The sequence below is a fragment of the Stenotrophomonas sp. STEN063 genome (genome assembly GCF_056854515.1).
In genome coordinates this window covers 1-22,032 of the sequence record NZ_JBXFWF010000075.1, presented here as the reverse complement: position 1 = coordinate 22,032, position 22,032 = coordinate 1, and the positions used below count along the sequence as shown (strand labels likewise).

Sequence of the window (22,032 nt, the reverse complement as noted above, 5' to 3'; positions counted from 1 at the left end):
AAAACACCCCCCCTTAATTGTTTTTTTTTTTTTTTTTGGGGCGCCCTCCTGCCGCCGTTCTGTCATCCGCCCCCCCCCCCCGCGCCCGCCGCGCCCCCCCACTACAGATCGGGTCTTGCCGGTAAAGTCCCTGCCGAGCATGGCTCGGCACTACAGATCGGGCCTTCCCGGTAAAGCCCCTGCCGAGCATGGCTCGGCACTACAGATCAGGCCTTCCCGGTAAGGCCCCTGCCGAGCATGGCTCGGCACTACGGATCGGGCCTTCCTGGTAAAGCCTCTGCCGAGCATGGCTCGGCACTACAGGTGGAGCTTCAGGCCTTCAGCTTTAGCCCCTCTCCCGTGTACGGGAGAGGGGTTGGGTGAGGGCGGCTTTTCGCTGGTAAAGCCCCTGCCGAGCATGGCCCGGCACTACAGGTTTGGCCTCAGGCCTTCATGCTGCCGGTGTCGATGTAGCGCTGATGCCAGGACAGGGCTTCCGGCAACAGGTGCGGCGTGTGCTTGCCGTAGCTGTCACGGCAGGCGCGATCGAAGTAGTCGTTGAGCTGGTCGCGATAATCCGGATGTGCGCAGTTGTCGATCACCTGGCGCGCACGTGCACGCGGCGGCAGGCCGCGCAGATCGGCCAGGCCCTGCTCGGTGACGATGATCGAGACATCGTGCTCGGTGTGGTCCACATGGCTGACCATCGGCACGATCGCCGAGATCGAGCCGCCCTTGGCCATCGACGGGCTCAGGAAGGTGGACAGGAAGCCGTTGCGGGTGAAGTCACCGGAACCACCGATGCCGTTCATGATGCGGCTGCCCATCACGTGGGTGGAATTGACGTTGCCGTACAGGTCGACCTCGATCATGCCGTTCATGCCGATGCAGCCGAGGCGGCGCACCAGTTCCGGATGGTTGGAGATCTCCTGCGTGCGCATGATGATGCGCTCGCGGTAGAACTTGATGTTGCGCTTGAACTCTTCGTTCGCCTCCGGGCTCAACGCGAAGCCGGTGCATGAGGCGTACTCGAGCACGCCGGACTTGAGCAGGTCCAGCATGCCGTCCTGGATCACCTCGGTGAACGAGGTGAGCCCGCGCAGGCCGCTTTCAGCAAGACCCGCCAGCACCGCATTCGGGATATTGCCCACACCCGACTGCAATGGCAGCAGGTTGGCCGGCAGGCGGCCCTTGGCCACTTCGTGCTTGAGGAATTCGATCAGGTAGCCGGCGATCTGGCGGCTGTCTTCATCGATCGGCTTGAACGGGCTGTTGCGGTCCGGGCCATTGGTGCGCACCACCGCCACGATCTTGTCCGGGTCCACGTCCAGCGTGGTCTGGCCGATGCGATCGTTGGCGTGGATCAACGGGATCGGCTTGCGGTGCGGCGGCAATGCCGTGCCGTAGTAGATGTCGTGCATGCCCTCGATGTCCGCGGGCTGCCACTCGTTGACCTCGATGATCACCTTCTTGGCCAGGTCCAGCCAGGTCTTGTTGTTGCCGACCGAGGTGGAGGGCACCAGCGAACCGTCTTCGCGGATCGCCGAGACTTCAACGACCGCGGTATCGATCTCACCGTAGAAGCCAAACCACACGTGCTGGGCAACGTGGGAGAGATGGATGTCGATGTAGTCCAGCGTGCCTTCGTTGATGCGCTTGCGCGCATCCGGATCGGTCTGGAACGGCATGCGCATGGCGATGGCGTCGGCCTTGGCCAGCGCGCCATCCAGTTCCGGAGCGGTCGAAGCGCCCGTCATCAGCTTGATCTTGAACGGCTGGCCGGCGGCGTGAACCTCTTCAATGCGCTGCGCCAGCGCCAGCGGTACCGCCTTGGGATAGCCGGAACCGGTGAAGCCACTCATGGCCACGGTTTCGCCGGGCTGGATGAAGGCCGCGGCTTGTTCGGCGGAAACGATGCGGTCGCGCAGGCGCGGGTCCAGGATGCGTTCGACAGACATGACGACTACGGTTTGTTGGGGGGATGCCTGATTATCGCCCTTCGGCGTGAACAGGGGGGTTGGACCTTCGTGGAATGGTCTTTACGGCGCCAGTGCTCTTGTACTCCCCAGTATTGTTTTGCACTGCAGCGTGCAAGTTGTTTGCGCACCCGGCAGGATCGCCCTGCATCCCGACGTGGGGGAGGGAGCAAGGCCCGCTGACAGTTCGCTGTCAGCGGGCTTTTTTATTGCCTGATCGGCGGAGATGGCGACTTCTGCGCCGCAGATGCCAGAATCGCGGAATGAATCAAATCGCCCCTGCAGCACCTGAATCCATTCAGCCTGTAATCGAACGTGCCTTTGCCCGGCTCAAGCTGGCCGCTTCCGATCCGGCGCAATGGCCGCAATCCTTCGAGGCTGGTTTGCGGCAGCTGGCGGTTACCAGCGATTTCGCCATCGATACCTTGTGCCGGCAGCCGGAGCTGCTGCAATTGCTGGCTGCGGCCGATCCAGCGCCGCTGCCGCTGCCCGAGCTGGATCCGCTGCAGCCCACCGCCTGGCCGACCCAGCTGCGGCGCTACCGCGCTGCGGCCTCGACCCGGTTGATCTGGCGCGATCTGCTAGAACTCGATGACGTCGATGCCACCCTGGCCGGCGCTACCCGCCTGGCCGAGGAATGCCTGCAGCTGGGCCTGGAGGCGCTGGAGCAGGAGTTCGCCAGCCGCCACGGTGTGGTTCGCGACGCCGATGGCAGCGCGCAGCGGCTGGTGGTGTTTGGGCTGGGCAAGCTGGGCGGCGGCGAGCTGAACTTCTCCTCCGATATCGATCTGGTCTACGCCTACCCGCATAACGGCGAGTCCGACGGCGCGCGTCCGCTGGCTGCCGAAGAGTATTTCGCGCGGCTCGGCCAGCGGCTGGCGCGGCTGCTGGACGAAACCACCGCAGAAGGCTTCAGTCACCGCGTCGACCTGCGCCTGCGCCCGTTCGGCACCGCCGGTCGGGTTGCCCTGTCGTTCGCCGGCATGGATCAGTACTTCCAGCGCGAAGGCCGTGACTGGGAGCGCTATGCCTGGATCAAGGCGCGCGCGGTGGCCGGCGACATCGCCGCTGGCGAGGCCTGGCTGGAGACGCTGCGGCCCTTCGTCTACCGCCGCTACCTCGACTTCACCGCACTCGATGGACTGCGCGAGATGAAGGCGGCGATCACAGCCGAAGTCGCGCGCAAGGACCGGCTGGACGACATCAAACGGGGCCCGGGCGGCATCCGCGAGATCGAATTTCTTGCCCAGGCACTGCAGCTGATCCGTGGCGGCCGCGAGCCGGCGCTGCGCGAGCGACGCCTGCTGCCAGCGCTGCGCGCGCTGGTCGAAGGCGGGCAGATGGCCGCCAGCGATGGCGATGACCTGATCCAGGCCTACCGCTTCCTGCGCCGCGTCGAGAACCGCCTGCAGATGCTGCGCGACGCGCAGACCCATTGCTTGCCAAACGATGCGCTGGATCGCAGCCGCGTCGCCTTCGGCCTGGGCTATGCGGATTGGGATGCCTTGCTTGCGGCGCTGAACGAGCAGCGCGAACGCGTCAGTGTTGAATTCGGTGCATTGCTCGCGCCGCGCCAAGGCCAGGCGGCACCGGATGTGTTGTCCAGCTATTGGCGGGTGTTGCCCGGCGGCGGCAGCGCCGAAGTGCTGGCCGAGGCCGGCTTTGCCGACGCCAATGGCGCCGATCAATCGCTGCGCGAGTTTGCCCAGTCGTTGGGGGTGAAGTCACTGTCCGACAATGCGCGTGCGCGCCTGGACCGGGTGCTGCCGGCGCTGCTGCATGCGGCTACCCGTTCGCCGCAGCCCGACGCGGCGCTGCGGCGCGTGCTCGGCCTGCTGCAGGCCATCCTGCGCCGCACCAGCTATCTGGCGCTGCTGGACGAGCAGCCCAGCGCCTTGACCCGATTGGTCAACGTGCTGGCACGCAGCGCGCTGTTGTCCGAGCGGCTGGTGGCGTTCCCGCTGCTGCTGGACGAGTTGCTGGATACCCGCGTCGCTGGGCCGATGCCGGAGGCGCAGGAAATGCAGGACGCCTGCGCCGCTGCCTTGCAGATAGATGACCCGGAAGCGGCACTGCGTGCGCTCAATGAAGTGCGACTCGCGCTGAGTTTCCGCATGGCGCTTGCCTTCCACGATGGCCGCCAGCGTGCGGTGGACTGCACGCAGCAACTGGCGCAGCTGGCCGACGCGGTGGTGGTGACGGTGCTGCAGATGGCGCATGCGGACATGCTGCAGGCGCATGGTGAAGTGCCGGGCGGACGCTTTGCGATCATCGGTTACGGCAGCCTGGGGGGCGTCGAGCTGGGCTTTGGTTCGGACCTGGATCTGGTGTTCCTGTACGACAGCCCGGCTGGCAGTGAAGGCAGCGACGGCCCGCGTCCCTTGGACAGCGGCCGCTGGTTCGCGCGTCTGGCGCAGAAGGTGATGGCCCTGCTCGGCGCCGTGACCGCCGCCGGCCGCCTGTATGACATCGACGTGCGCCTGCGCCCGGACGGCGGCAAGGGTGCGCTGGTGTCCTCGTTGGCCAGCTATACCGAGTACCAACGCGAGCGCGCCTGGACCTGGGAGCACCAGGCGCTGGTACGCGCGCGCGGCGTGGCCGGTGATGCATCGCTGTTGTCCGACTTCGAACGGGTACGCGCTGACACCCTGGGCCGTGCGCGTGAGCACGAGACCTTGTTCGGCGATGTGCTGAAGATGCGTGCACGCATGCGCGCCGAACTGGACCGCAGCGATGCCGGGCGGCTGGACCTGAAGCAGGGCGCGGGCGGTCTGGTCGACCTGGAGTTCGTGCTGCAGACCGGCGTGCTGTCGCAGGCACAGCACACGCCGTCGCTATGCGGTCCGAGGGAGACTCCGTTGCTGATCTCCGCGTTGGCCGCTGCAGGCTGGTTGCCGGCTGCGACGGCCGAGGCCCTGCACGAGGCGCACGCCACGCTGCTTGATGCGGGCCTGAGCTGCACCCTGGACCGGCGCCCGCGTATTGCCATCCCGACGCCCGAGATCGAAGCGGCGTGTGCGGCGATCAGTGCTGCAGCAATCGCGCAGGGCCTGCCGTTCGAGCCGGGCAAGCGCGCGGAGTGATGTTGGGAAGTAGCCCGGGTTGGTGCCGGGCTGCAGCGATCAGCGCGGAGTGCCGCGCAGCGGCGCCATCTTCCACAGCAGCGCGCGGAACGGTGCCAGCAGGCACACGCCGATGGCCAGCTTCACCGCCAGATCGCCTGCGGCCCAGCTGACCCACGGCAACTGCGAGCCGGCAAACGCGATCGACCAGAAGATCGCGGTATCCACGGTGGCGCTGCAGGTGGTGGCCACCATCGGTGCGCGCCACCAGTTGCCGGCGCGCAGCCGGTCGAACACGGTGATGTCCAGCAACTGGGCAACGATGAAGGCCAAGCACGAGGCCACCGCGATACGCGGCGTGGCGATCCACACCGACAACACCACCGCCACCGCGAAGCCGGCCCAGGCCACACGGCGCGCCGCCTGCGGGCCGAAGCGGCGATTGATCAGATTGCTGACCAGGAAGGCGATCGGGTAGCTGAAGGCGCCCCAGGTGAGCCAGTCATTGATCGGGTACTGCACCAGCACATTCGAGCCCAGCACCACGGCACCCATTGCCAGCACGGCCAGCAGCAGCGAGGTGGGGGTAAGCGGGGCGAAGCGGATGGACGGAGGTGAGGACATGAACGGACACTGGCAGCGCCGGTGGGCACTGCATCGATAGAGGAGGGGAAGGACCGTGCCCGGGAGGGCAGGTCAGTGGTCATTGTAGCGGGTGTGGCCGAGACGGATGTCAAGGGCGGCAGGAGTGCATACAGACTGCGATCAAGCAGACTGAGCCCCTCTCCCGCATGCGGGAGAGGGGTTGGGGTGAGGGCAGCTTTTGCTTGTGCGGTTGGCTTTGCTTGGGTTTGAGCTTCAAGAGATCAACGCGAAACCCAAATCCAAAGCCCCCTCATCCGCCCTTCGGGCACCTTCTCCCGCAAGCGGGAGAAGGGATGCATCACCGGCATTTCTACGATCTGCAGCCTTCAAGCACCACAGTCTCAAAGCTTCCCGCTATGACTCACCGACGCCGCTTCAATCGCCGGCACAAAGGTCAGCACGGCGCCATCTTCCGCACGCACCATCCAACCCGCACCCTGCGGGCTCGGCGTGAACGCAACGGTCTGCCCGAGCACGAAGTTCCCGGCCGGATTGTCCTCGCGCTGCGGCCAATGCAGCGATGCGGTGTTGGCCGCATCCAAAGGATCAGCCAGCGCCACGCTGCGGCCGCCATCGGCGTCCTGGGTGATCGCCTCGACCTTCATGTCCGGCAGTGGACCGGCGCTGACGCGGCGCGCCTGGCGCTCGTCGGCGGCGGTGGAAGACTTGTCAGCAACCGATGCCACCAGCAGCAACGGTGCGGACACCAGCATCGATGCGCCGGCGGAAGTCACCAGCGTGGAGACCTCGGAGCGGTTGAGGTCGGCGCCAGCGTGGGCGGGTGCAATCACCAACATGGCGTTGATGGCTGCGGCGCAGGCCAACTGGCAAAACATGGATTTCATACGGTGTTCCTCGAGTACAGCGAATGGGGAATCAAAGCGTGCGGGTGCGGCTCTCATCCACCGCTTCGATGGTCGGCACGAAGGCCAATGCAGCGCCCTCCGGGTTGCGCAGCATCCAACCGGCGCCCTGCGGACTGGGCTGGAAGGCGATCTTGCTGCCAACCGTGAAACCGGCCGCCGGGTCATCCTCGCGCTTCGGCCACTGCAGGGTGGCGCGGTTTTCCGCATTGGCCGGGTCTTCCAGGGTGACGCGACGGCCGCCATCGGCCGCGGTCTCGATCGACTTCACTTCCAGGTCGGGCAGCGGTCCGGCGCTGATGCGGCGTTTCTCCTCGCGGCGCTCACGCGACTCCCTGGACATGTCAGCTGCACCGCGCACACCGGCCGCGGACAGGAAAATCGGACCGGATACCACCATCACCACGCTGGAACCAGTCACCAGCACGGAAGCTTGTGAGCCGTTGATTTCGCCCGCGCGGACTTTACCCGTGGTGAGGCCAAGGCTGACGACGATGGCAAAGGCGAGGGCGCCGCTCTTGATCAGGTGTCTCATGGTGTGGCCTCCTGCTGAGGTGTGGGAGCTTGCGTGTTGCTGCCGGTCACCGCCGGCACGGGTGTTTGATGGGCGGCGGCAAGTTCGCGCTCCAGCGCGCCACTGCGGTGCAGGAAGTCGAACACTGATTCCACTGTCACCACCGAGTAGTTGCCGGAGATGCGTTCGCTGGCGGGGTGATCGGTGACCGCCACGTTGTCGGCAAGGAAGCGAGCGCCAAGACGTTTGCCGATGCCGATATGCAGGCGCGAAGGCGCATAGCCCTTCTGCTTGAGCCAGGCCAAGGCGCTGTCGCGGCTGTCGAGTGCAGTGTCACCGGCAGCTTGTGCCATTGCCGCGGCGGTGACTTCCAGGATCCACTGGTTGGAGTTCTGGTACTCGCTGCTGCCGGGATAGGCCAGCATGCTGTAGCGCGGCTCATGCAGCGCACGTGCCTGTGGCGCTGCACCGGCGAGCAATGTCTTCAGTGCGGCGCGGACTTCCGGCGTGGGAATGCCAACCCGCAGGTCAGTGGTGATCGAGCTTTCGCCGACCAGGTTGACCAGGCCCTCGCGGTACAGGTCCGAGCTGTCGCTCTTGCAGCGGTTGAGCAGGTGCACCACGTCCCAGCTGCCGCTGTCGTTGCGGACCAGGAAGGCCAGATGGCTGTGGCGCAACCCGTACTTGCTCAGGTCCTGGCCGCCGCGCGCAGCAATGGCCACATCCACGTCGGGCATTGCATCGAGCGTATCGGCGGTGACCGCGGCCATGTCGAACATGGCGGCAATCGTGGTCGGCGGCGGATAACGCGGGCTGCAGGCCGGTTGCGCGAATGCCGGGGCGGCGACGGTGGCCATGCTCAGTGAGACTGCCAGCAATAGTGTGGTGCGGGGTTTCATCGGCGCGCATCCTTGCATGGTGCTTGGGAAATATTCGTTAGGAACCTGCGCAGGCGCGCGCTTGCTGGCCGCCTTTGCCAGGTTTTTCGTTCAAGGCTGCTTCCATTGCGCATGCAGCAGGCCGGAAACCGCGAAACAGGCCGGCGCATCCTTGTTGGACAGCACGATCACCGTCTCGCCGCTTGCCGGGTAATGGCGCACGTCGGTGCAGACACCGTCCGTGCTGCCGCCATGGCCCCAGCGGAAGTCGCGGGCCGGCACGTCCTTGCCGTAGCCGGTGGCAAAAAAGCCCAGTCCCATGAACTCGCGCTGGGTCTGGGTGGCTTGTCCGAACAGTGCTGCTGGCAGTAGCTTGCCGGCATTCAGGGCCTGCACGAAGCGGAACATGTCACGCGCGCTGCCCACTTCGCCGCCGGCGGGCAGGCCGCGCCTGGGTTGGGTGGCGCAGTTGCGCACGCGCTTGCCATCCACGTCCACATACGCCCGTGCCAGATCGGCGGCGGGGTCGTCGCAGGCCACGAAGTCGGTATCCTGCATGCCGGCCGGTTGCAGCACGTGCTGGCGGATGTAGCTCTCGAAGTCCTGCCCGGTGAGGACTTCCAGCATCCGCCCCAATACCAGGTAGCCAAAGTTGCCGTATTTCTGCGCGCTGCCAGGCGCGAACTCCGGTGCACGCCCGGCATGCAGCGCGACCATGTCCTCCAGGCTGTGCAGGCGCGCGCGATCAGCACTGTGTTCGGCGCCAAACAATTCATCGATGTCCCCTGCACCGGCGCTATGTGTCAGCAGCTGGCGCACGCTCACCTCATTGGCGAACTGGCGGTTGGGGTAGTCCTTGAGCACCTCACCGACCTTGCTGTCCAGGCTGAGGCGACCGGCGGCGATCTGCTGCAGGATCGCCACGCTGGTGAACATCTTGCCGGCCGAGGCCAGGTTGAAGCGGTCACTCACCTGCAGCGGTGTTTCCTGCTGCTCATCGCGCGCGCCGTAGGCTTTCTCGAATACCACCTCATCGCCGCTGGCGATCAACACCGTCCCCGAGAACTGCCCGGCGGCCTGCAGCCCCAGTGCAAAGCCATCCAACTGTGCCAGCGCTTCAGCGCTGGGTGCCTGCGCGGCAGTGGCAATCCAGGGCAACGCAACGAGCAGCAACGGGGCAAAACGCAGCAGGGCAGGCGTGGCAGCTGGATGCTTCAGTGGTTTGCGCATGGTCGGGCCCTGGTTGGGAACGGCCAGAACATACCATTGCCCATTACTGCCGGCAGTCGGCAAGCCGGGCCTTGGCAGCGGATAATGGGGCCATGTCGCCTACCAAATCCCCCGTGCGTGCCATCGTCTGGATGCTGGCCGCCGTCGCTTTCTTCTCCTGCATGGACGCTGGCATGAAGATGCTGTCCAGCAGTTATCCGACCTTGCAGGTCACCATGCTGCGTGGTGCCGCCTCGTTGCCGTTCGTCCTTGTATGGGTGCTTGCCACTGCCGGTCCGCGCTCGATCATCCCGGTGCGCTGGGGCCTGCATCTGCTGCGCGGCGTGCTCGGCATGGTGATGATCGGCTGCTTCGTCTATGCGCTGCGCACCTTGTCGCTGTCGACCGCCTACACCATCTACTTCGTCGCGCCCTTGCTGGTGGCGGCACTGTCGGTGCCCTTGCTGGGTGAGCATGTGGGGCCGCGCCGTTGGGTCGCCATCGGTATCGGCCTGATTGGCGTGCTGGTGGTGCTGCGGCCGGGCGTGGATGGTTTCATCTCGTTCCCGGGTCTGATGGTGCTGCTGGCGGCGACCGCCTATGCGATTGCTGCAGTGACGGTCAGCCTGTTGACGCGTACGGATACGCCGCAATCGATGGTGGTCTGGTTCCTGCTGATCATGGCGATCGGTGCCGGTTTGCTGGCCTTGCCGCAGTGGCAGCCGCTGCAGTGGAAGCACGCCGCGCTGATTGCCGGCATGGGCCTGGCGGGGGCGCTGGGCCAGATCGCACTGACCCGCGCGTTCCAGCTGGGCCAGGCCTCGATGATCGCACCGCTGGAATACACCGGCCTGGTCTGGGTGATCGGCTGGGACGTGCTGCTCTGGCAGAAGCTGCCTGACCGTTGGACCTGGATCGGCGCCGGCATCATCGTCGCCAGCGGCCTGTACCTGCTGCACCGTGAACGGGTGCAGCGGGCGCAGCGGCCAGATCAGATTGATCATCCCTGAAAGCCAACCCCTCCCCAGTCCTCCCCTTGGCTTCGCCAAAGGGAGGGGGCGTAGTGCCGAGCCATGCTCGGCTGGGGCTTTACCGGCAGACTCAAGCGGCGTCAGCCGCGAAGCAGGTGGACCACCAGATCGCGGCAATACCTGTTCATCTGGCATCACCAGCTTCGCGGCTCACGCCGCTCCCACAAACAGAACTCCCCCCACCATATCCCCGACTGGTTTCACTTAGAACCAAAAGGAATAAGATTCCGGTTTGCGGCACGCGCGCCGAGGGCCCAGCGCTGCTAGGCTGCACGCCCCCTTCTCATGCCCCCCGGTTGCCCTGGCAGTGATCGAGTTCCAGCACCTGCAGAAAGCTTATGCCGTCGACGGCCGCGCGATCACCGCGTTGCACCCGCTCGACCTGAAGATCCAGGCCGGCGAAGTGTTCGGCATCATCGGCCACTCCGGTGCCGGCAAATCGACCCTGATCCGCCTGATCAACCGCTTGGAAGAGCCCAGCGGTGGGCGTGTGCTGATCGACGGCCAGGATGCCACGGCACTCGACGCTGATGGCCTGCGCACACTGCGCCGGCGCATCGGCATGATCTTCCAGCACTTCAACCTGCTGTCGGCGCGTACCGTCGCCGCCAACGTGGCCTTTCCGCTGGAACTGGCCGGTACGCCCAAGGCCGAGATCGACGCCCGCGTGGCCGAGCTGCTGCGCATGGTCGGGCTGGAAGAACATGCGCCCAAATACCCTTCGCAGCTGTCCGGCGGGCAGAAGCAGCGTGTCGGCATTGCCCGCGCGCTGGCCACACGCCCGCAGATCCTGCTGTGCGACGAGGCCACCAGCGCGCTGGACCCGCAGACCACCGCCTCGGTGCTGGCGCTGCTGGGCAAGATCAACCGCGAGCTTGGCCTGACCATCGTGCTGATCACCCACGAAATGGACGTGATCCGCCGCGTCTGCGACCGCGTCGCGGTGCTCGATGCCGGGCACATGGTGGAAATGGGCCCGGTCACCGAGGTCTTCCTGCATCCCAGGCACACGACCACGCGCCGTTTCGTGTCGGAGTCCGAGCACGTGGACGAAGGCGAGCAGCTGCGTGATTTCGCTGCCGTCGGTGGCCGCATCGTGCGCCTGACCTTCCTCGGTGAGGGCACTTACGAACCGTTGTTGGGGCGCATCGCCCGCGATACCGGGGTGGACTACAACATCCTTACCGGCCGCATCGACCGCATCAAGGACACGCCCTACGGCCAGCTGACCGTAGCCCTGGTTGGCGGTGACCAGAATGCCGCGCAGGCGGCCTTCGTCGCCGCCGGTGTGCATGTCGAGGAGCTGCGCCGATGATCATTGCAACTGCCGCCGAAGGCTTCTTCCGCCATCTGGACGCGGGCAAGTGGGCCGATATCGGCCGGGCCACCATCGACACCTTGCTGATGCTGGCCGGCTCGTTGCCGCTGACGTTGGCGATTGGTTTGCCGTTGGGCGTGCTGCTGTTCCTGACCGGCTCGCCGCAGCTGCACCGCAAGCCGGTGGTTTACGGCATCACCGCCTTGTTGGTGAACCTGCTGCGCTCGGTGCCCTTCATCATCCTGATGATCGTGCTGATTCCAGTGACCTTGGGCCTGATGGGCACATCGTTGGGCGTGCGTGGCGCCATCCTGCCGTTGGTCGTTGGTGCTGCGCCGTTCTACGCGCGTCTGGTTGAAACGGCGCTGCGTGAAGTCGACCGTGGCGTGATCGAAGCCAGCCAGGCGATGGGCGCGACCACCAGACAGCTGGTCTTCAAGGTGCTGCTGCCCGAAGCACGGCCGGGCCTGATTGCCGGCGCCACCGTCACCACCATCGCCTTGATCGGTTTCACCGCGATGGGTGGTGCGATCGGCTCCGGCGGCCTGGGCGACCTGGCCTTCCGTGACGGCTACCAGCGTTCGCACACCGACGTGGCCCTGGTCACCGTCGTCTTGCTGCTGGTGCTGGTGCAGCTGCTGCAGATGCTCGGCGACCGTCTGGTTACGCATTACAGCCGCAAGTAATGGAATGACCGCAGGCCGGCACGCAGCGTGCCGGCCTGTTAGCGTATGTCCACACCATCCTTCCCCACCGGATCTGTTACCGATGAAAAAGCTGCTCACCTTTCCCCTGATTGCCGCGGTGCTGGCCCTGTCGGCCTGCGGCAAGCCTGCCGCCGATGAGTCCAAGCTGGTGGTCGCTGCCACCGCCGTGCCGCACGCCGAGATCCTGGAAGTGGTCAAGCCGCTGCTGGAGAAGGAGGGCGTCAAGCTCGACGTGCGCGTGTTCAACGACTACGTGCAGCCCAACGACCAGCTGGTGCAGAAGCAGGTGGACGCCAATTACTTCCAGACCGAGCCTTACCTCAAGGCCTACAACCTGGACCGCAAGACTGATCTGGTCACCGTCACCGGCGTGCACATCGAACCGTTCGGTGCCTATTCGCGTCGTTTCAAGTCGCTGGCCGAACTGCCCAACGGTGCCGACGTGGTGATCCCGAATGACCCCAGCAACAACAGCCGTGCGCTGATCCTGCTGGACACTGCGGGCGTCATCAAGCTCAAGGACCCGAGCAACGCGCTGTCCACCCAGCGTGACATCACCGAGAACCCGAAGCAGCTCAAGTTCCGCGAGCTGGACTCGGCGATGCTGCCGCGCGTGCTCGATCAGGTCGACCTGGCCCTGATCAACACCAACTACGCGCTGGACGCCGGCCTGAATCCGACCAAGGACGCACTGGCGATCGAGAGCAGCGATTCGCCGTACGTGAACTTCCTGGTCGCGCGCCCGGACAACAAGGACGACGCCCGCGTGCAGAAGCTGGCCAAGGCCCTGACCAGCCCGGAAGTGAAGGCCTTCATCGAGCAGAAGTACAAGGGCGCGGTACTGCCGGCGTTCTGAGCCGCACCGCTGTAGTGCCGAGCCATGCTCGGCAGGCAGAGTCAATGCAGTGCCGAGCCATGCTCGGCAGGCAGAGCCAATGTAGTTCCGAGCCATGCTCGGCAGGGGCTCTCCCGATAACCCATGTAGGAGCGGCGTAAGCCGCGAAGCTGATATCGCCACCGGAGCTCGCGACATTGCGATCCGAAAGTGCGCTTGCTTCGCGGCTTACGTCGCTCCTACAGGTTTGGGACCTTGGTAAAGCCTCTGCCGAGCACGGCTCGGCACTACTGGTCGGGAATGCCGGTATGGCCTCTGCCGAGCATGGCTCGGCACTACCGGTATCTGGCATGGCGTAATCTTTGGGCCACTATCCCCGGATCAATCTCCATGCCTGTGCTCCTCGCTGTGCCGCTGGCGATACTGGTGTTCGTCGCGATCCTGTTGCTGCTGATGCCGCTGTCACTGTGGCAGCGCGTTCGCAGTGGTGGCGCGCGCCGACAGGCGCGGCCCTGGCTGATCACCTTCAATTTCTGGGCGACATTGCTATCCACCTGTCTGTTCGCGGTGTTCGTCGGCATCGCCGGGTTCTGGTGGGCTGGGGCCTGGTCCTACGCGGCACTTGGTTGGCTGGCCGGTCTGTTGGTCGGCGTGCTCGGCCACTACCTGACCCGCTTCGAGCCCGGTCCGGAGGCGCTGCATTACAAGCCCAATACCTGGCTGGTGTTGGCGTTGACCGCGATGATCGTCGTGCGCGTGGTCGCCGGCGTGGTACAGGGCTGGCAGGCGTCGGTGAACGGCGTACCGTGGCCGGCCTCGGGCTGGCTCAGCCATGCCGGCTTGCTGGCGATGGCGGCGCTGCTGCTCGGTTATGCAGGCATGTACGCCTGGCTGCTGCGGCGCCGGGTTCGTCACCATCAACGCTATCGGCAGTTTGATCGTAGTCCGCGCTGAGCCTGTATCCGATGGCGGGCGGAGGCTGTCCCGGCTAGTCTGATGCAAGCAGATACGGAGACGCTTGATGGGTGTGCTGCAGTTCTTCGGGCGCCGCTTGGCGCACTTCCTGGCGCAGCCACGCGCCAACCAGATGCGGCCGTCGACCAGCGACCCCGCAATGCTGCTGCGCACGCTGCGCCGTGGCGATGTGCTGCTGGTGGAGGGCAATAGCCGCTTCTCCACCGCCATCAAGTACCTGAGCCAATCCACCTGGTCGCATGCGGCGCTGTATATCGGTGAAGAGCCGCTGCTCGAAGGCGGCAAAGCGCAGCCAATGCTGATCGATGTCGATGTGGAGCAGGGTGTGCGCCGCATTCCGTTGACCGAATTCGCCAACCAGCACACCCGTATCTGCCGTCCGCAAGGCCTGTCACCGGCAGTGGTGGATCAACTGGTCGGCTTCATGCGCGCACGCCTGGGCTACAGTTATGACCTGAAGAATGTCTTCGATCTGGCGCGATTCCTGATCCGGCAGCCGCCGGTACCGGGGCATATGCGGCGTCGCCTGATTGCATTGGGCAGTGGCGAGCCAACCAAGGCGATCTGTTCAACCCTGCTGGCGCAGGCCTTCGAATCGATCCGCTACCCGATCCTGCCGGAGATCGAGACGGTGCTGGCGCAGGTGGGCGGCGCCGAGCAGTCGCAGGAGATCCTGCACATCCGCAACTACAGCCTGTACACGCCGCGCGACTTCGATGTGTCGCCGTTCTTCGACGTGGTCAAACCGCGGCTGCAGCACAACTTCGACTACCTGGCGCTGCAGTGGAGTGATGACGGCAGCCCATGATCACTCCCTCCCTTGCCCCGAAGGGGCAGGGGAGGGCCGGGGAGAAGTAGCTCCTGCTTCTGCCTTGGCATTGATCAGCGAAGTTCCACAAAAAAACACGGGCCGCGAACGGCCCGTGTTTCATTTGCAAGCACTGCAGTGCATCTACAACGGTGTTGCCAGGAACGTTGTCGCTTAGAAGCGTGCACCCAGGCCGAAGCCAACGGTCCACGGATCCAGCTTCAGCTCGCCGGCGTTCTGGCCGGCGACGCGCAGGTCAGGACGAGCGTGCATGTAGCGCGCATCGGCGCGGGCAAACCAGGTCGAGTTGATGTTCATGTCAACGCCGACGGTGCCGATCGCGCCCTTGGCGGTATCCACACCAACGTGGTTGCCGGTGCTGCTCAGGCCGTCGATCTTCTCGTTGCTGAAGTTCGACTCGTAGTAACCCAGGCCGACGAACGGACGGAACACGTTGTCCGCCTGGCCGAAGTGGTACTGCGCGCTCAGTGCAAGCGGCTGCTGCTCGACGCTGCCGACCTTGGCGCCACCGTCGGTGCGCACGCGGTGATCGAACTTGTCGGCGGCGCCCCACAGCTCAACGGCGAAGTTGTCGTTGAAGTAGTAGCTGGCGCTGATCGTCGGTGCCGGGCCGCCATCGACCTTGCCAACGCCGCCGATCGGATCGTTCTTCGGCTGCAGCAGGCTGATGCCACCAACCACGGCAAAATGCTTGCCGGATGCGGTATCGCCATTGCCATCCTGTGCGAAGGCGGTGGAAGACAGCGCAAGTGCGCCGAGGGTGGCAAGGCTGAGAATTTTGATGGAACGCATGAGTAACTCCTCGTGTTGCGATCGGGACTACGTTGTTATCAAGGCCCTCGTTGCGGGGCGAGGTCACCCTAACGATGGCAAGATGAATCGCTCTAAACGCGGGAATTTTTCAGTGCCTTTGCGTTCAGCGAAAAATCGGGGAGATCCCATGCGCACGATGTTTCGCAGAAAAAATCCGTTCACGATCTTGTGGAGCATGTGATGAGTGCTGATGTATTGCAGGGCTTGCCCGCGCAGGTGACTGCCGCATGTCGTGTATTGGTGCTGGGCTCGATGCCGGGTGCGGTATCGCTGCACGAAGCACGTTATTACGCGCATCCGCGCAATCGCTTCTGGCCGGTGATGGCGACGCTGTGCGGCTTCGACGCGCAGCTTGCGTATGCGCAACGATTGCACTGCCTGCAGCAGGCTGGTGTCGGCTTGTGGGATGTGATCGGGCAGTGCCAGCGCGCCGGCAGCCTGGATACAGCCATCGTCCGTGGCAGCGAAGTGCCCAATCGCATTGCGGAGCTGTTGGCCGACCTGCCGCAGCTGCGGGCAATCGCCTGTAATGGCGCTGCGGCACACACTGCGTTCCAGCGATGGATCGCACCGGCTTTGCCGCCTTTGGCGGCTGCGCTACCGGTGCTGGCCCTGCCATCGACCAGTCCAGCCAATGCGGCGTGGTCGCTGCAGCGCCTGACTGGGCAGTGGCAGGCGCTGCAACCGTGGTTGAATGCGCCGAATGCGGTGGTATCGCCTGCAACCAACGGTTTGGCCGGCTAGGACAGGCAAGACAGCCGACACGTCGCAAAGCAGGGCGTTGAGCCGAAATTCCGGCCGTCACGGCGCGCGTGGCGTGCCCTTGTCCGGGGACATACGCAGGCGAATTCACTTGTAGCGGTTGGCGCTGCGGCCCGCTAACGCCACAATAGGGGATTCCCTCATTTGTTGCTGGAGTAGTTCATGGCCGAAATCAAGGAAGCACTTGTCCCCGATATCGGTGACTACAGCGACATTCCGGTGATCGAAGTGCTGGTCGCGGTTGGCGATACGGTCAAGAAGGACCAGGGTCTGGTCACGCTGGAATCGGACAAGGCGACGATGGAAGTGCCGTCGGCCTACGCCGGTGTGGTCAAGGAACTGAAGGTCAAGGTTGGCGACGGCCTGTCCGAGGGCAAGGTCGTGGCCCTGATCGAAGTCAGCGAAGAGGCCGCCAAGCCTGCCGCCGCTGCCGCTCCGGCAGCCCCGGCCAAGGTCGAAGCCGCTGTCGAGACCGGCACCAAGGTCGAGCCGGTGGCGGTTGCCCCGGTCGCCGACAAGCTGGCCCAGCGCGAAATCGCCCAGGAAGACGTGGTCACCACCAGCAAGCCGGCCACCCCGCCGGTGCAGTTCAACGCCGAAGGCGTGCTGCCGGCCAATGTGCCGTATGCCAGCCCGGCCGTGCGCGTGTTCGCCCGCGAACTGGGCGTGGACCTGCAGCAGGTCAAGGGCACGGAGAAGGGCGGCCGCATCACCAAGGGCGACGTGCAGAAGTTCGTCAAGGGCGCGCTGTCCGGCGGCGTTGCTGCCAGCGCCGGTGCTCCGGCGGCTGCCGGCGGCGGCCTGAACCTGCTGCCGTGGCCGAAGGTCGACTTCAGCAAGTTCGGCGAGACCGAAGTGGTGCAGCTGTCGCGCATCAAGAAGATCTCCGGCGCCAACCTGGCCCGTAACTGGGCGATGATCCCGCACGTCACCCAGTTCGAGCAGGCTGACATCACCGATCTGGAAGGCCTGCGCGTGGCCCTGAACAAGGAAAACGAGAAGGCCGGCATCAAGCTGACCATGCTCGCCTTCCTGATCAAGGCCAGCGCCGCCGCGCTGAAGAAGTTCCCCGAGTTCAACGCCTCGCTGGATGCCAGCGGCGAGAACCTGACCCTGAAGAAGTACTTCAACATCGGCTTTGCCGCCGATACGCCGAACGGTCTGGTCGTGCCGGTGATCCGTGACGTCGACAAGAAGGGCGTGGTGCAGATCGCCCAGGAAACCGGCGAACTGGCCAAGAAGGCGCGTGACGGCAAGCTCGGCCCGGCCGACATGAGCGGCGGCTGCTTCTCGATCAGCTCGCTGGGTGGCATTGGCGGCACCGCCTTCACCCCGATCGTGAATGCGCCGGAAGTGGCCATCCTCGGCGTCTCCAAGTCGTCCATCCAGCCGGTCTGGAACGGCAAGGAATTCGCCCCGAAGCTGATGCTGCCGCTGTCGCTGAGCTACGACCACCGCGTCATCGACGGCGCCCTGGCGGCCCGTTTCACCACCTACCTGTCGCAGGTGCTGGCCGACATGCGGCGCGTGCTGCTGTGATGCCAGTGGCGCCGCGCCGCGCCCTGCTGACGCTGGTGCTGGCTGCCCTGGCGGGCCCGGCACTGGCCGCCAGCCAGTGCCTGCCGGTGGTCGGTGAGGGTTGGCCGCCGGCGGTGGGCAACTACGGCCAGACGGCGACCAGTCTGCTGGGCGGCCAGGCCGAAGACGGCCTGTCGCTGCTGGTGCTGCCGGCACGTGGGGTGGAGTCGCAGGTGTTGCTTCGCCGCGATGCCGCCAACGGGCAGTGGATGGTGCTGTCTGGCTCGGCCGACAAGCGCATCTACAGCTGGAACACCACCGGCGGTCGCGGTGGCGTCAACCTGCAGCTGGACCAGGAGCCCGAGTTCGCCCAGGCGCCGTTGCCCGATGCACTGGCGCAGCGCCTGATCGAGGTATGGGGCAAGGCCCTGGCGTCGTCCGAAGTGGCGGCGCGGGCGCCGGTCACCGATGGTGAGGTGCTGTCCTTCACCGTCAACGGCGAGCGTTACAGCGGTCAGCGGCCGGCTTGCGGTCAGCTTGAAGCGCTGCAGGAGCAGGCGGCGCTGCTGATCGAGCTGGCCCATAGCAAAGACAAAAAATACGAGAAGCGTTACGCCAACATCGAACGCGCGCTCGACAAGATGCATGACCGGTTCGTCGGCGAAGCCGGCTGAGCCCACAGGAGAAAACAATGGCGACGATTGAAATCAAGGTTCCGGACATTGGCGACTACAACGACGTGCCGGTGATCGAGATTCTGGTGGCCGTGGGCGACACGGTGAAGAAAGACCAGGGTCTGGTCACGCTGGAGTCGGACAAGGCCACGCTGGAAGTGCCGTCCTCGGCTGCGGGTGTGGTCAAGGAAATCAAGGTCAAGCTCGACGACAAGCTGTCCGAGGGCGATGTGGTGGTGATCCTGGAAGCTGAAGGCGAGGGCGCTGCCCCGGTCGCAGCTCCGGCACCTGCCGCCGCACCTGCGCCGGCTGCACAGCCTGCTGCTGCCGCCGCTCCGGCAGCCGTCAGCGCGCCGGTTGCCGCTGCTGCGCCAGCCGCATCCGGCCCGGTCGAGGTCAAGGTGCCGGATATCGGTGACTACCAGAACGTGCCGGTGATCGAGATCCTGGTCGCCGTCGGCGACACGGTGAAGAAGGATCAGGGCCTGGTCACGCTGGAATCGGACAAGGCCACGCTGGAAGTGCCTTCCTCGGCCGATGGCGTGGTCAAGGAAATCAAGGTCAAGCTCGACGACAAGCTGTCGGTCGGTGATGTGGTGGTGGTGCTGGAAGGCGCTGCGGGCGCCGCACCGGCTGCTGCCAAGGCCGCCCCGGGCAGCAAGCCGCCGGTGACCCCGTCGCACCGCGCGCCGGACCCGGCAGTCGCCGCCAAGGCGCTGCCGTCCAGCGGCCGCACCGCCGACATCGAGTGCCGCATCGTGGTGCTGGGCGCAGGCCCGGGCGGCTATACCGCTGCCTTCCGTGCTGCCGACCTGGGCATGGATACCGTGTTGATCGAGCGTTACGCCAGCCTCGGCGGCGTCTGCCTCAACGTCGGCTGCATCCCGTCCAAGGCGCTGCTGCACGCCGCTGAAATCATCGACCACGCCGCGCATGCCGACGAACTGGGCATCGAATACGGCGCACCGAAGATCAGCCTGGACAAGCTGCGCGGCTACAAGGAAAAGGTCGTCGGTCAGCTGACCAAGGGCCTGGCCGGCATGGCCAAGCAGCGCAAGATCCGCACCGTGCATGGCCTGGCCAAGTTCATCTCGGCCAATGAGCTGGAAATCGTCGGCGACGACGGCAAGACCCAGCTGCTGCGCTTCGAGCAGTGCATCATCGCCGCCGGTTCGCAGGCGGTGAAGCTGCCGAACTTCCCGTGGGAAGACAAGCGCGTGATGGACTCCACCGACGCACTGGAACTGGCTGAAGTGCCGGGTTCGCTGCTGGTTGTGGGTGGCGGCATCATCGGCCTGGAAATGGCCACCGTGTACAGCGCCCTGGGTTCCAAGGTGACCGTGGTCGAGTTCATGGACCAGCTGATGCCGGGCGCCGACAAGGACCTGGTCAAGCCACTGGCTGATCGTTTGAAGAAGCAGGGCATCGAGGTCCATCTGAAGACCAAGGCGTCCGGCGTCAGCGCCGATGCCAAGGGCATCACCGTGACCTTCGACGCCGCCGCCGAAGGCGAGAAGCCGGCGATGGAAAGCGGCACGTTTGATCGCGTGCTGGTTGCCGTCGGCCGTTCGGCCAACGGCAAGAAGATCGATGCCGGCAAGGCTGGCGTCGAAGTCACCGACCGTGGCTTCATTCCGGTTGACCGGCAGATGCGCACCAATGTGCCGCACATCTTCGCCATCGGCGACATCGTCGGTAACCCGATGCTGGCGCACAAGGCCACGCACGAAGGCAAGCTGGCGGCTGAAGTCGCCTTCGGCGAGAAGAAGGAGTGGGTGGCACGGGTGATTCCGTCGGTGGCTTACACCAACCCGGAAATCGCCTGGGTTGGCGTCACCGAGACCGAGGCCAAGGCCAAGGGCTTGAAGGTGGGCGTGGCCAAGTTCCCGTGGGCGGCCAGCGGTCGCGCAATTGGCATTGGTCGCACCGAAGGCTTCACCAAGCTGATCTTCGACGAGGAAACCCACCGCGTGATCGGTGGTGCCATCGTCGGCGTGCATGCCGGTGAGTTGCTGGCCGAAATTGGCCTGGCTATCGAAATGGGTGCGGAGGCCGAAGACATCGGCCACACCATCCACGCCCACCCGACCCTGAGCGAGTCGGTAGCGATGGCCTCGGAGATCTACGACGGCACCATCACCGATCTGTACATCCCGAAGAAGAAGTAATCGCAGATTGAAAAGGGCCGCATAGCGGCCCTTTTCTTTTGTATATAGCGCTGCTGTTTTGTGGGAGCGGCGTAAGCCGCGAAGCTCGTACAGGGTCCGCAATCAGCAAGCCTGGGATTGCAGTTATCTGATTGCAGATAACTGCAGTGCGGCAGGATGGCCAGCTTCGCGGCTTACGCCGCTCCCACAAATTGGATTGCTGCATTGCCCTGCAAGCGCGCCTAGAACGACAAACTCACACCCGCAACCGGGCCCTTGAATTCCTGTTTCAGGCCGATCACGCCGTCGCTGCCTTTCTGGTCAACATCCAGCTTGAACCAGTCATAGCCGGCGAAGATGCCGAAGTTCTTGTTGACGTTGTACTGCACGATCGCATTTGCACGGCTCAGGTCGCCTTCGTAGTCATCGAAGTTGCCCCAGCGTGTGTTGAGGTACTGGCCCTGCAGGTTGATCAGCCAGTTCTCCGAGGGGGTGAAGGTCAGGCGCGCGCCAACCACCGGCGCGATGCCATCGGCCTTCTCGTTGAGGAAGCGGCCCTGGTAGACGTCGCCTACATCGGCATAGGCATCGGCGCTGATCTTTGCGTATTCGGCGCCGAGCTGCAGGCCGAAATCGAAACGATCACCATCGACCACCGAGTAGTCGTAGACCAGCGTTGCGACCTGGTACTTCAACTCGCCCTTCACGAAGCTGCCTGCGGGTACCGTGGTGTCACCCCAGCTGATGCCTTCATCCAGCGTCTCGCGCCGGTCCTTGTCGTACTTGAAGTAATCGAAGATCAGGCGCTGGCGGTCGCTGATGCGGAACAGGCCGTCGATGCGCGGCTCCCATTCCTTGCCGCCGAGGCTGAAGTCCTCCGACAGATCCACGTCCTGGCCGGCAACGGTGGTGCTGCCGCGGATGGTGTTGTCGGTATCGATGTTCATCGCGCCCAGCCGCAGGGTGAAGCGCGGATCGCCTTCAGCGGCGTGCGCGGCCTGCGCGTGGACCAGAGCGAGTGAGAGTGCGCACGGAACAAGTGCGAGAATGAAGCGGTGATTGCGCATGCCATTGCCTGCTTGTTGCTTTGGAGCAACTGACCATCGCCGATTCGATGTAGAGAACGGTGAGCGCAGCGTGCAGACAATGTGTAGACGCGGATCAATTGCGGTGAGGTGGTTCCCCCCATCGCCAGCCGCAACCCCTCACCCGAGTCCGCCCCCCCACCCGACGAGCTTTCCGAATGCCCACTGCAGCTGTATGACCCGCGGGGCATAGGGAAGTTCCCCATTTGCAG

Annotated in this window: 19 protein-coding genes; 11 read left to right on the top strand and 8 right to left on the bottom strand. The window is 64.9% G+C overall.

Annotated elements, in window-relative coordinates; translation table 11 throughout:
• Positions 1–422 precede the first annotated feature (422 nt).
• Positions 423–1,937, bottom strand: coding sequence for an acetyl-CoA hydrolase/transferase family protein (locus tag AC1VWL_RS16845; protein ID WP_282271362.1), 1,515 nt, complete (start codon positions 1,935–1,937; stop codon positions 423–425).
• A 281-nt stretch (positions 1,938–2,218) separates the two neighbouring features.
• Here AC1VWL_RS16845 and glnE point away from each other — a divergent pair, with 281 nt between their 5' ends.
• Complete coding sequence (gene glnE, locus AC1VWL_RS16840) at positions 2,219–5,038, top strand: bifunctional [glutamate--ammonia ligase]-adenylyl-L-tyrosine phosphorylase/[glutamate--ammonia-ligase] adenylyltransferase (RefSeq protein ID WP_482987432.1); 2,820 nt, start codon at positions 2,219–2,221, stop codon at positions 5,036–5,038.
• Between the two features lie 39 nt (positions 5,039–5,077).
• Here the strand turns inward: glnE and AC1VWL_RS16835 are convergent, their stop codons facing one another.
• The 5 genes from AC1VWL_RS16835 to AC1VWL_RS16815 form a co-directional block, all read right to left on the bottom strand.
• The gene (locus AC1VWL_RS16835) at positions 5,078–5,641 is read right to left on the bottom strand and encodes a queuosine precursor transporter (protein ID WP_482987431.1); all 564 of its coding nucleotides are present in this window, start codon (positions 5,639–5,641) and stop codon (positions 5,078–5,080) included.
• Positions 5,642–6,003: 362 nt separating this feature from the next.
• Positions 6,004–6,507: a hypothetical protein gene (locus AC1VWL_RS16830; RefSeq protein WP_482987430.1), complete on the bottom strand. Its 504-nt coding sequence runs from the start codon at positions 6,505–6,507 to the stop codon at positions 6,004–6,006.
• Positions 6,508–6,538: 31 nt separating this feature from the next.
• Complete coding sequence (locus tag AC1VWL_RS16825) at positions 6,539–7,060, bottom strand: hypothetical protein (protein ID WP_482987429.1); 522 nt, start codon at positions 7,058–7,060, stop codon at positions 6,539–6,541.
• On the bottom strand, positions 7,057–7,938 hold the full coding sequence (locus AC1VWL_RS16820; protein WP_482987428.1) for a DUF2145 domain-containing protein: 882 nt from the start codon (positions 7,936–7,938) through the stop codon (positions 7,057–7,059). Before AC1VWL_RS16820 ends, AC1VWL_RS16825 begins: the two co-directional genes overlap by 4 nt.
• Before the next feature lie 90 nt (positions 7,939–8,028).
• Positions 8,029–9,147 carry a serine hydrolase domain-containing protein gene (locus AC1VWL_RS16815; RefSeq protein WP_482987427.1) on the bottom strand — a complete coding sequence of 373 codons (1,119 nt, stop codon included), beginning with the start codon at positions 9,145–9,147 and terminating at the stop codon, positions 8,029–8,031.
• A gap of 92 nt (positions 9,148–9,239) precedes the next feature.
• On the opposite strand from AC1VWL_RS16815, the gene AC1VWL_RS16810 reads away from it, so the two are divergent.
• The 6 genes from AC1VWL_RS16810 to AC1VWL_RS16785 all read left to right on the top strand — a co-directional run bounded on the left by AC1VWL_RS16810 (position 9,240) and on the right by AC1VWL_RS16785 (position 14,800).
• The gene (locus AC1VWL_RS16810; RefSeq protein ID WP_481615527.1) at positions 9,240–10,136 is read left to right on the top strand and encodes a DMT family transporter; all 897 of its coding nucleotides are present in this window, start codon (positions 9,240–9,242) and stop codon (positions 10,134–10,136) included.
• A 328-nt stretch (positions 10,137–10,464) separates the two neighbouring features.
• Positions 10,465–11,472, top strand: a complete 1,008-nt coding sequence (locus tag AC1VWL_RS16805) for a methionine ABC transporter ATP-binding protein (protein ID WP_482987426.1) — start codon at positions 10,465–10,467, stop codon at positions 11,470–11,472.
• On the top strand, positions 11,469–12,161 hold the full coding sequence (locus AC1VWL_RS16800) for a methionine ABC transporter permease (RefSeq protein WP_482987425.1): 693 nt from the start codon (positions 11,469–11,471) through the stop codon (positions 12,159–12,161). The genes AC1VWL_RS16805 and AC1VWL_RS16800 overlap by 4 nt, the downstream gene beginning before the upstream one ends.
• Before the next feature lie 82 nt (positions 12,162–12,243).
• Positions 12,244–13,038, top strand: a complete 795-nt coding sequence (locus AC1VWL_RS16795; RefSeq protein ID WP_482987424.1) for a MetQ/NlpA family ABC transporter substrate-binding protein — start codon at positions 12,244–12,246, stop codon at positions 13,036–13,038.
• A 369-nt stretch (positions 13,039–13,407) separates the two neighbouring features.
• Entirely contained in the window at positions 13,408–13,971 is a 564-nt protein-coding gene (locus AC1VWL_RS16790) for a CcdC protein domain-containing protein (RefSeq protein WP_482987423.1), read from the top strand.
• Between the two features lie 67 nt (positions 13,972–14,038).
• The gene (locus tag AC1VWL_RS16785; protein WP_481510643.1) at positions 14,039–14,800 is read left to right on the top strand and encodes a YiiX/YebB-like N1pC/P60 family cysteine hydrolase; all 762 of its coding nucleotides are present in this window, start codon (positions 14,039–14,041) and stop codon (positions 14,798–14,800) included.
• A gap of 174 nt (positions 14,801–14,974) precedes the next feature.
• On the opposite strand, the gene AC1VWL_RS16780 is transcribed toward AC1VWL_RS16785, so the two are convergent.
• On the bottom strand, positions 14,975–15,613 hold the full coding sequence (locus tag AC1VWL_RS16780) for an OmpW/AlkL family protein (RefSeq protein WP_296251114.1): 639 nt from the start codon (positions 15,611–15,613) through the stop codon (positions 14,975–14,977).
• A 201-nt stretch (positions 15,614–15,814) separates the two neighbouring features.
• Between AC1VWL_RS16780 and AC1VWL_RS16775 the strand changes: the two genes are divergently transcribed.
• From AC1VWL_RS16775 to lpdA, 4 genes are all read left to right on the top strand, one after another.
• Positions 15,815–16,378: a DNA-deoxyinosine glycosylase gene (locus AC1VWL_RS16775; RefSeq protein WP_482987422.1), complete on the top strand. Its 564-nt coding sequence runs from the start codon at positions 15,815–15,817 to the stop codon at positions 16,376–16,378.
• 180 nt (positions 16,379–16,558) lie between these two features.
• Complete coding sequence (locus AC1VWL_RS16770; RefSeq protein WP_482987421.1) at positions 16,559–17,935, top strand: dihydrolipoyllysine-residue acetyltransferase; 1,377 nt, start codon at positions 16,559–16,561, stop codon at positions 17,933–17,935.
• Positions 17,935–18,588, top strand: a complete 654-nt coding sequence (locus AC1VWL_RS16765; RefSeq protein ID WP_482987420.1) for a hypothetical protein — start codon at positions 17,935–17,937, stop codon at positions 18,586–18,588. Before AC1VWL_RS16770 ends, AC1VWL_RS16765 begins: the two co-directional genes overlap by 1 nt.
• Positions 18,589–18,605: 17 nt before the next feature.
• Positions 18,606–20,756 (top strand): dihydrolipoyl dehydrogenase, encoded by a 2,151-nt coding sequence (lpdA, locus tag AC1VWL_RS16760; RefSeq protein ID WP_482987419.1) that lies wholly within the window; start codon positions 18,606–18,608, stop codon positions 20,754–20,756.
• A gap of 221 nt (positions 20,757–20,977) precedes the next feature.
• Here the strand turns inward: lpdA and AC1VWL_RS16755 are convergent, their stop codons facing one another.
• A complete protein-coding gene (locus tag AC1VWL_RS16755; RefSeq protein ID WP_482987418.1) occupies positions 20,978–21,802 on the bottom strand; it encodes a hypothetical protein in 825 nt (274 codons plus the stop codon).
• Positions 21,803–22,032: the final 230 nt, after the last annotated feature.

What these genes read in the sequence shown, in the direction of transcription:
- AC1VWL_RS16780 (WP_296251114.1), bottom strand. Translation starts at nt 15,613, where the DNA reads ATGCGTTCCATCAAAATTCTCAGCCTTGCCACCCTCGGCGCACTTGCG.
- glnE (WP_482987432.1), top strand. Translation starts at nt 2,219, where the DNA reads ATGAATCAAATCGCCCCTGCAGCACCTGAATCCATTCAGCCTGTAATC.
- AC1VWL_RS16785 (WP_481510643.1), top strand. Translation starts at nt 14,039, where the DNA reads ATGGGTGTGCTGCAGTTCTTCGGGCGCCGCTTGGCGCACTTCCTGGCG.
- AC1VWL_RS16765 (WP_482987420.1), top strand. Translation starts at nt 17,935, where the DNA reads ATGCCAGTGGCGCCGCGCCGCGCCCTGCTGACGCTGGTGCTGGCTGCC.
- AC1VWL_RS16770 (WP_482987421.1), top strand. Translation starts at nt 16,559, where the DNA reads ATGGCCGAAATCAAGGAAGCACTTGTCCCCGATATCGGTGACTACAGC.
- AC1VWL_RS16835 (WP_482987431.1), bottom strand. Translation starts at nt 5,641, where the DNA reads ATGTCCTCACCTCCGTCCATCCGCTTCGCCCCGCTTACCCCCACCTCG.
- AC1VWL_RS16830 (WP_482987430.1), bottom strand. Translation starts at nt 6,507, where the DNA reads ATGAAATCCATGTTTTGCCAGTTGGCCTGCGCCGCAGCCATCAACGCC.
- AC1VWL_RS16775 (WP_482987422.1), top strand. Translation starts at nt 15,815, where the DNA reads ATGAGTGCTGATGTATTGCAGGGCTTGCCCGCGCAGGTGACTGCCGCA.
- AC1VWL_RS16800 (WP_482987425.1), top strand. Translation starts at nt 11,469, where the DNA reads ATGATCATTGCAACTGCCGCCGAAGGCTTCTTCCGCCATCTGGACGCG.
- AC1VWL_RS16820 (WP_482987428.1), bottom strand. Translation starts at nt 7,938, where the DNA reads ATGAAACCCCGCACCACACTATTGCTGGCAGTCTCACTGAGCATGGCC.
- AC1VWL_RS16795 (WP_482987424.1), top strand. Translation starts at nt 12,244, where the DNA reads ATGAAAAAGCTGCTCACCTTTCCCCTGATTGCCGCGGTGCTGGCCCTG.
- AC1VWL_RS16755 (WP_482987418.1), bottom strand. Translation starts at nt 21,802, where the DNA reads ATGCGCAATCACCGCTTCATTCTCGCACTTGTTCCGTGCGCACTCTCA.
- AC1VWL_RS16810 (WP_481615527.1), top strand. Translation starts at nt 9,240, where the DNA reads ATGTCGCCTACCAAATCCCCCGTGCGTGCCATCGTCTGGATGCTGGCC.
- lpdA (WP_482987419.1), top strand. Translation starts at nt 18,606, where the DNA reads ATGGCGACGATTGAAATCAAGGTTCCGGACATTGGCGACTACAACGAC.
- AC1VWL_RS16815 (WP_482987427.1), bottom strand. Translation starts at nt 9,147, where the DNA reads ATGCGCAAACCACTGAAGCATCCAGCTGCCACGCCTGCCCTGCTGCGT.
- AC1VWL_RS16845 (WP_282271362.1), bottom strand. Translation starts at nt 1,937, where the DNA reads ATGTCTGTCGAACGCATCCTGGACCCGCGCCTGCGCGACCGCATCGTT.
- AC1VWL_RS16825 (WP_482987429.1), bottom strand. Translation starts at nt 7,060, where the DNA reads ATGAGACACCTGATCAAGAGCGGCGCCCTCGCCTTTGCCATCGTCGTC.
- AC1VWL_RS16790 (WP_482987423.1), top strand. Translation starts at nt 13,408, where the DNA reads ATGCCTGTGCTCCTCGCTGTGCCGCTGGCGATACTGGTGTTCGTCGCG.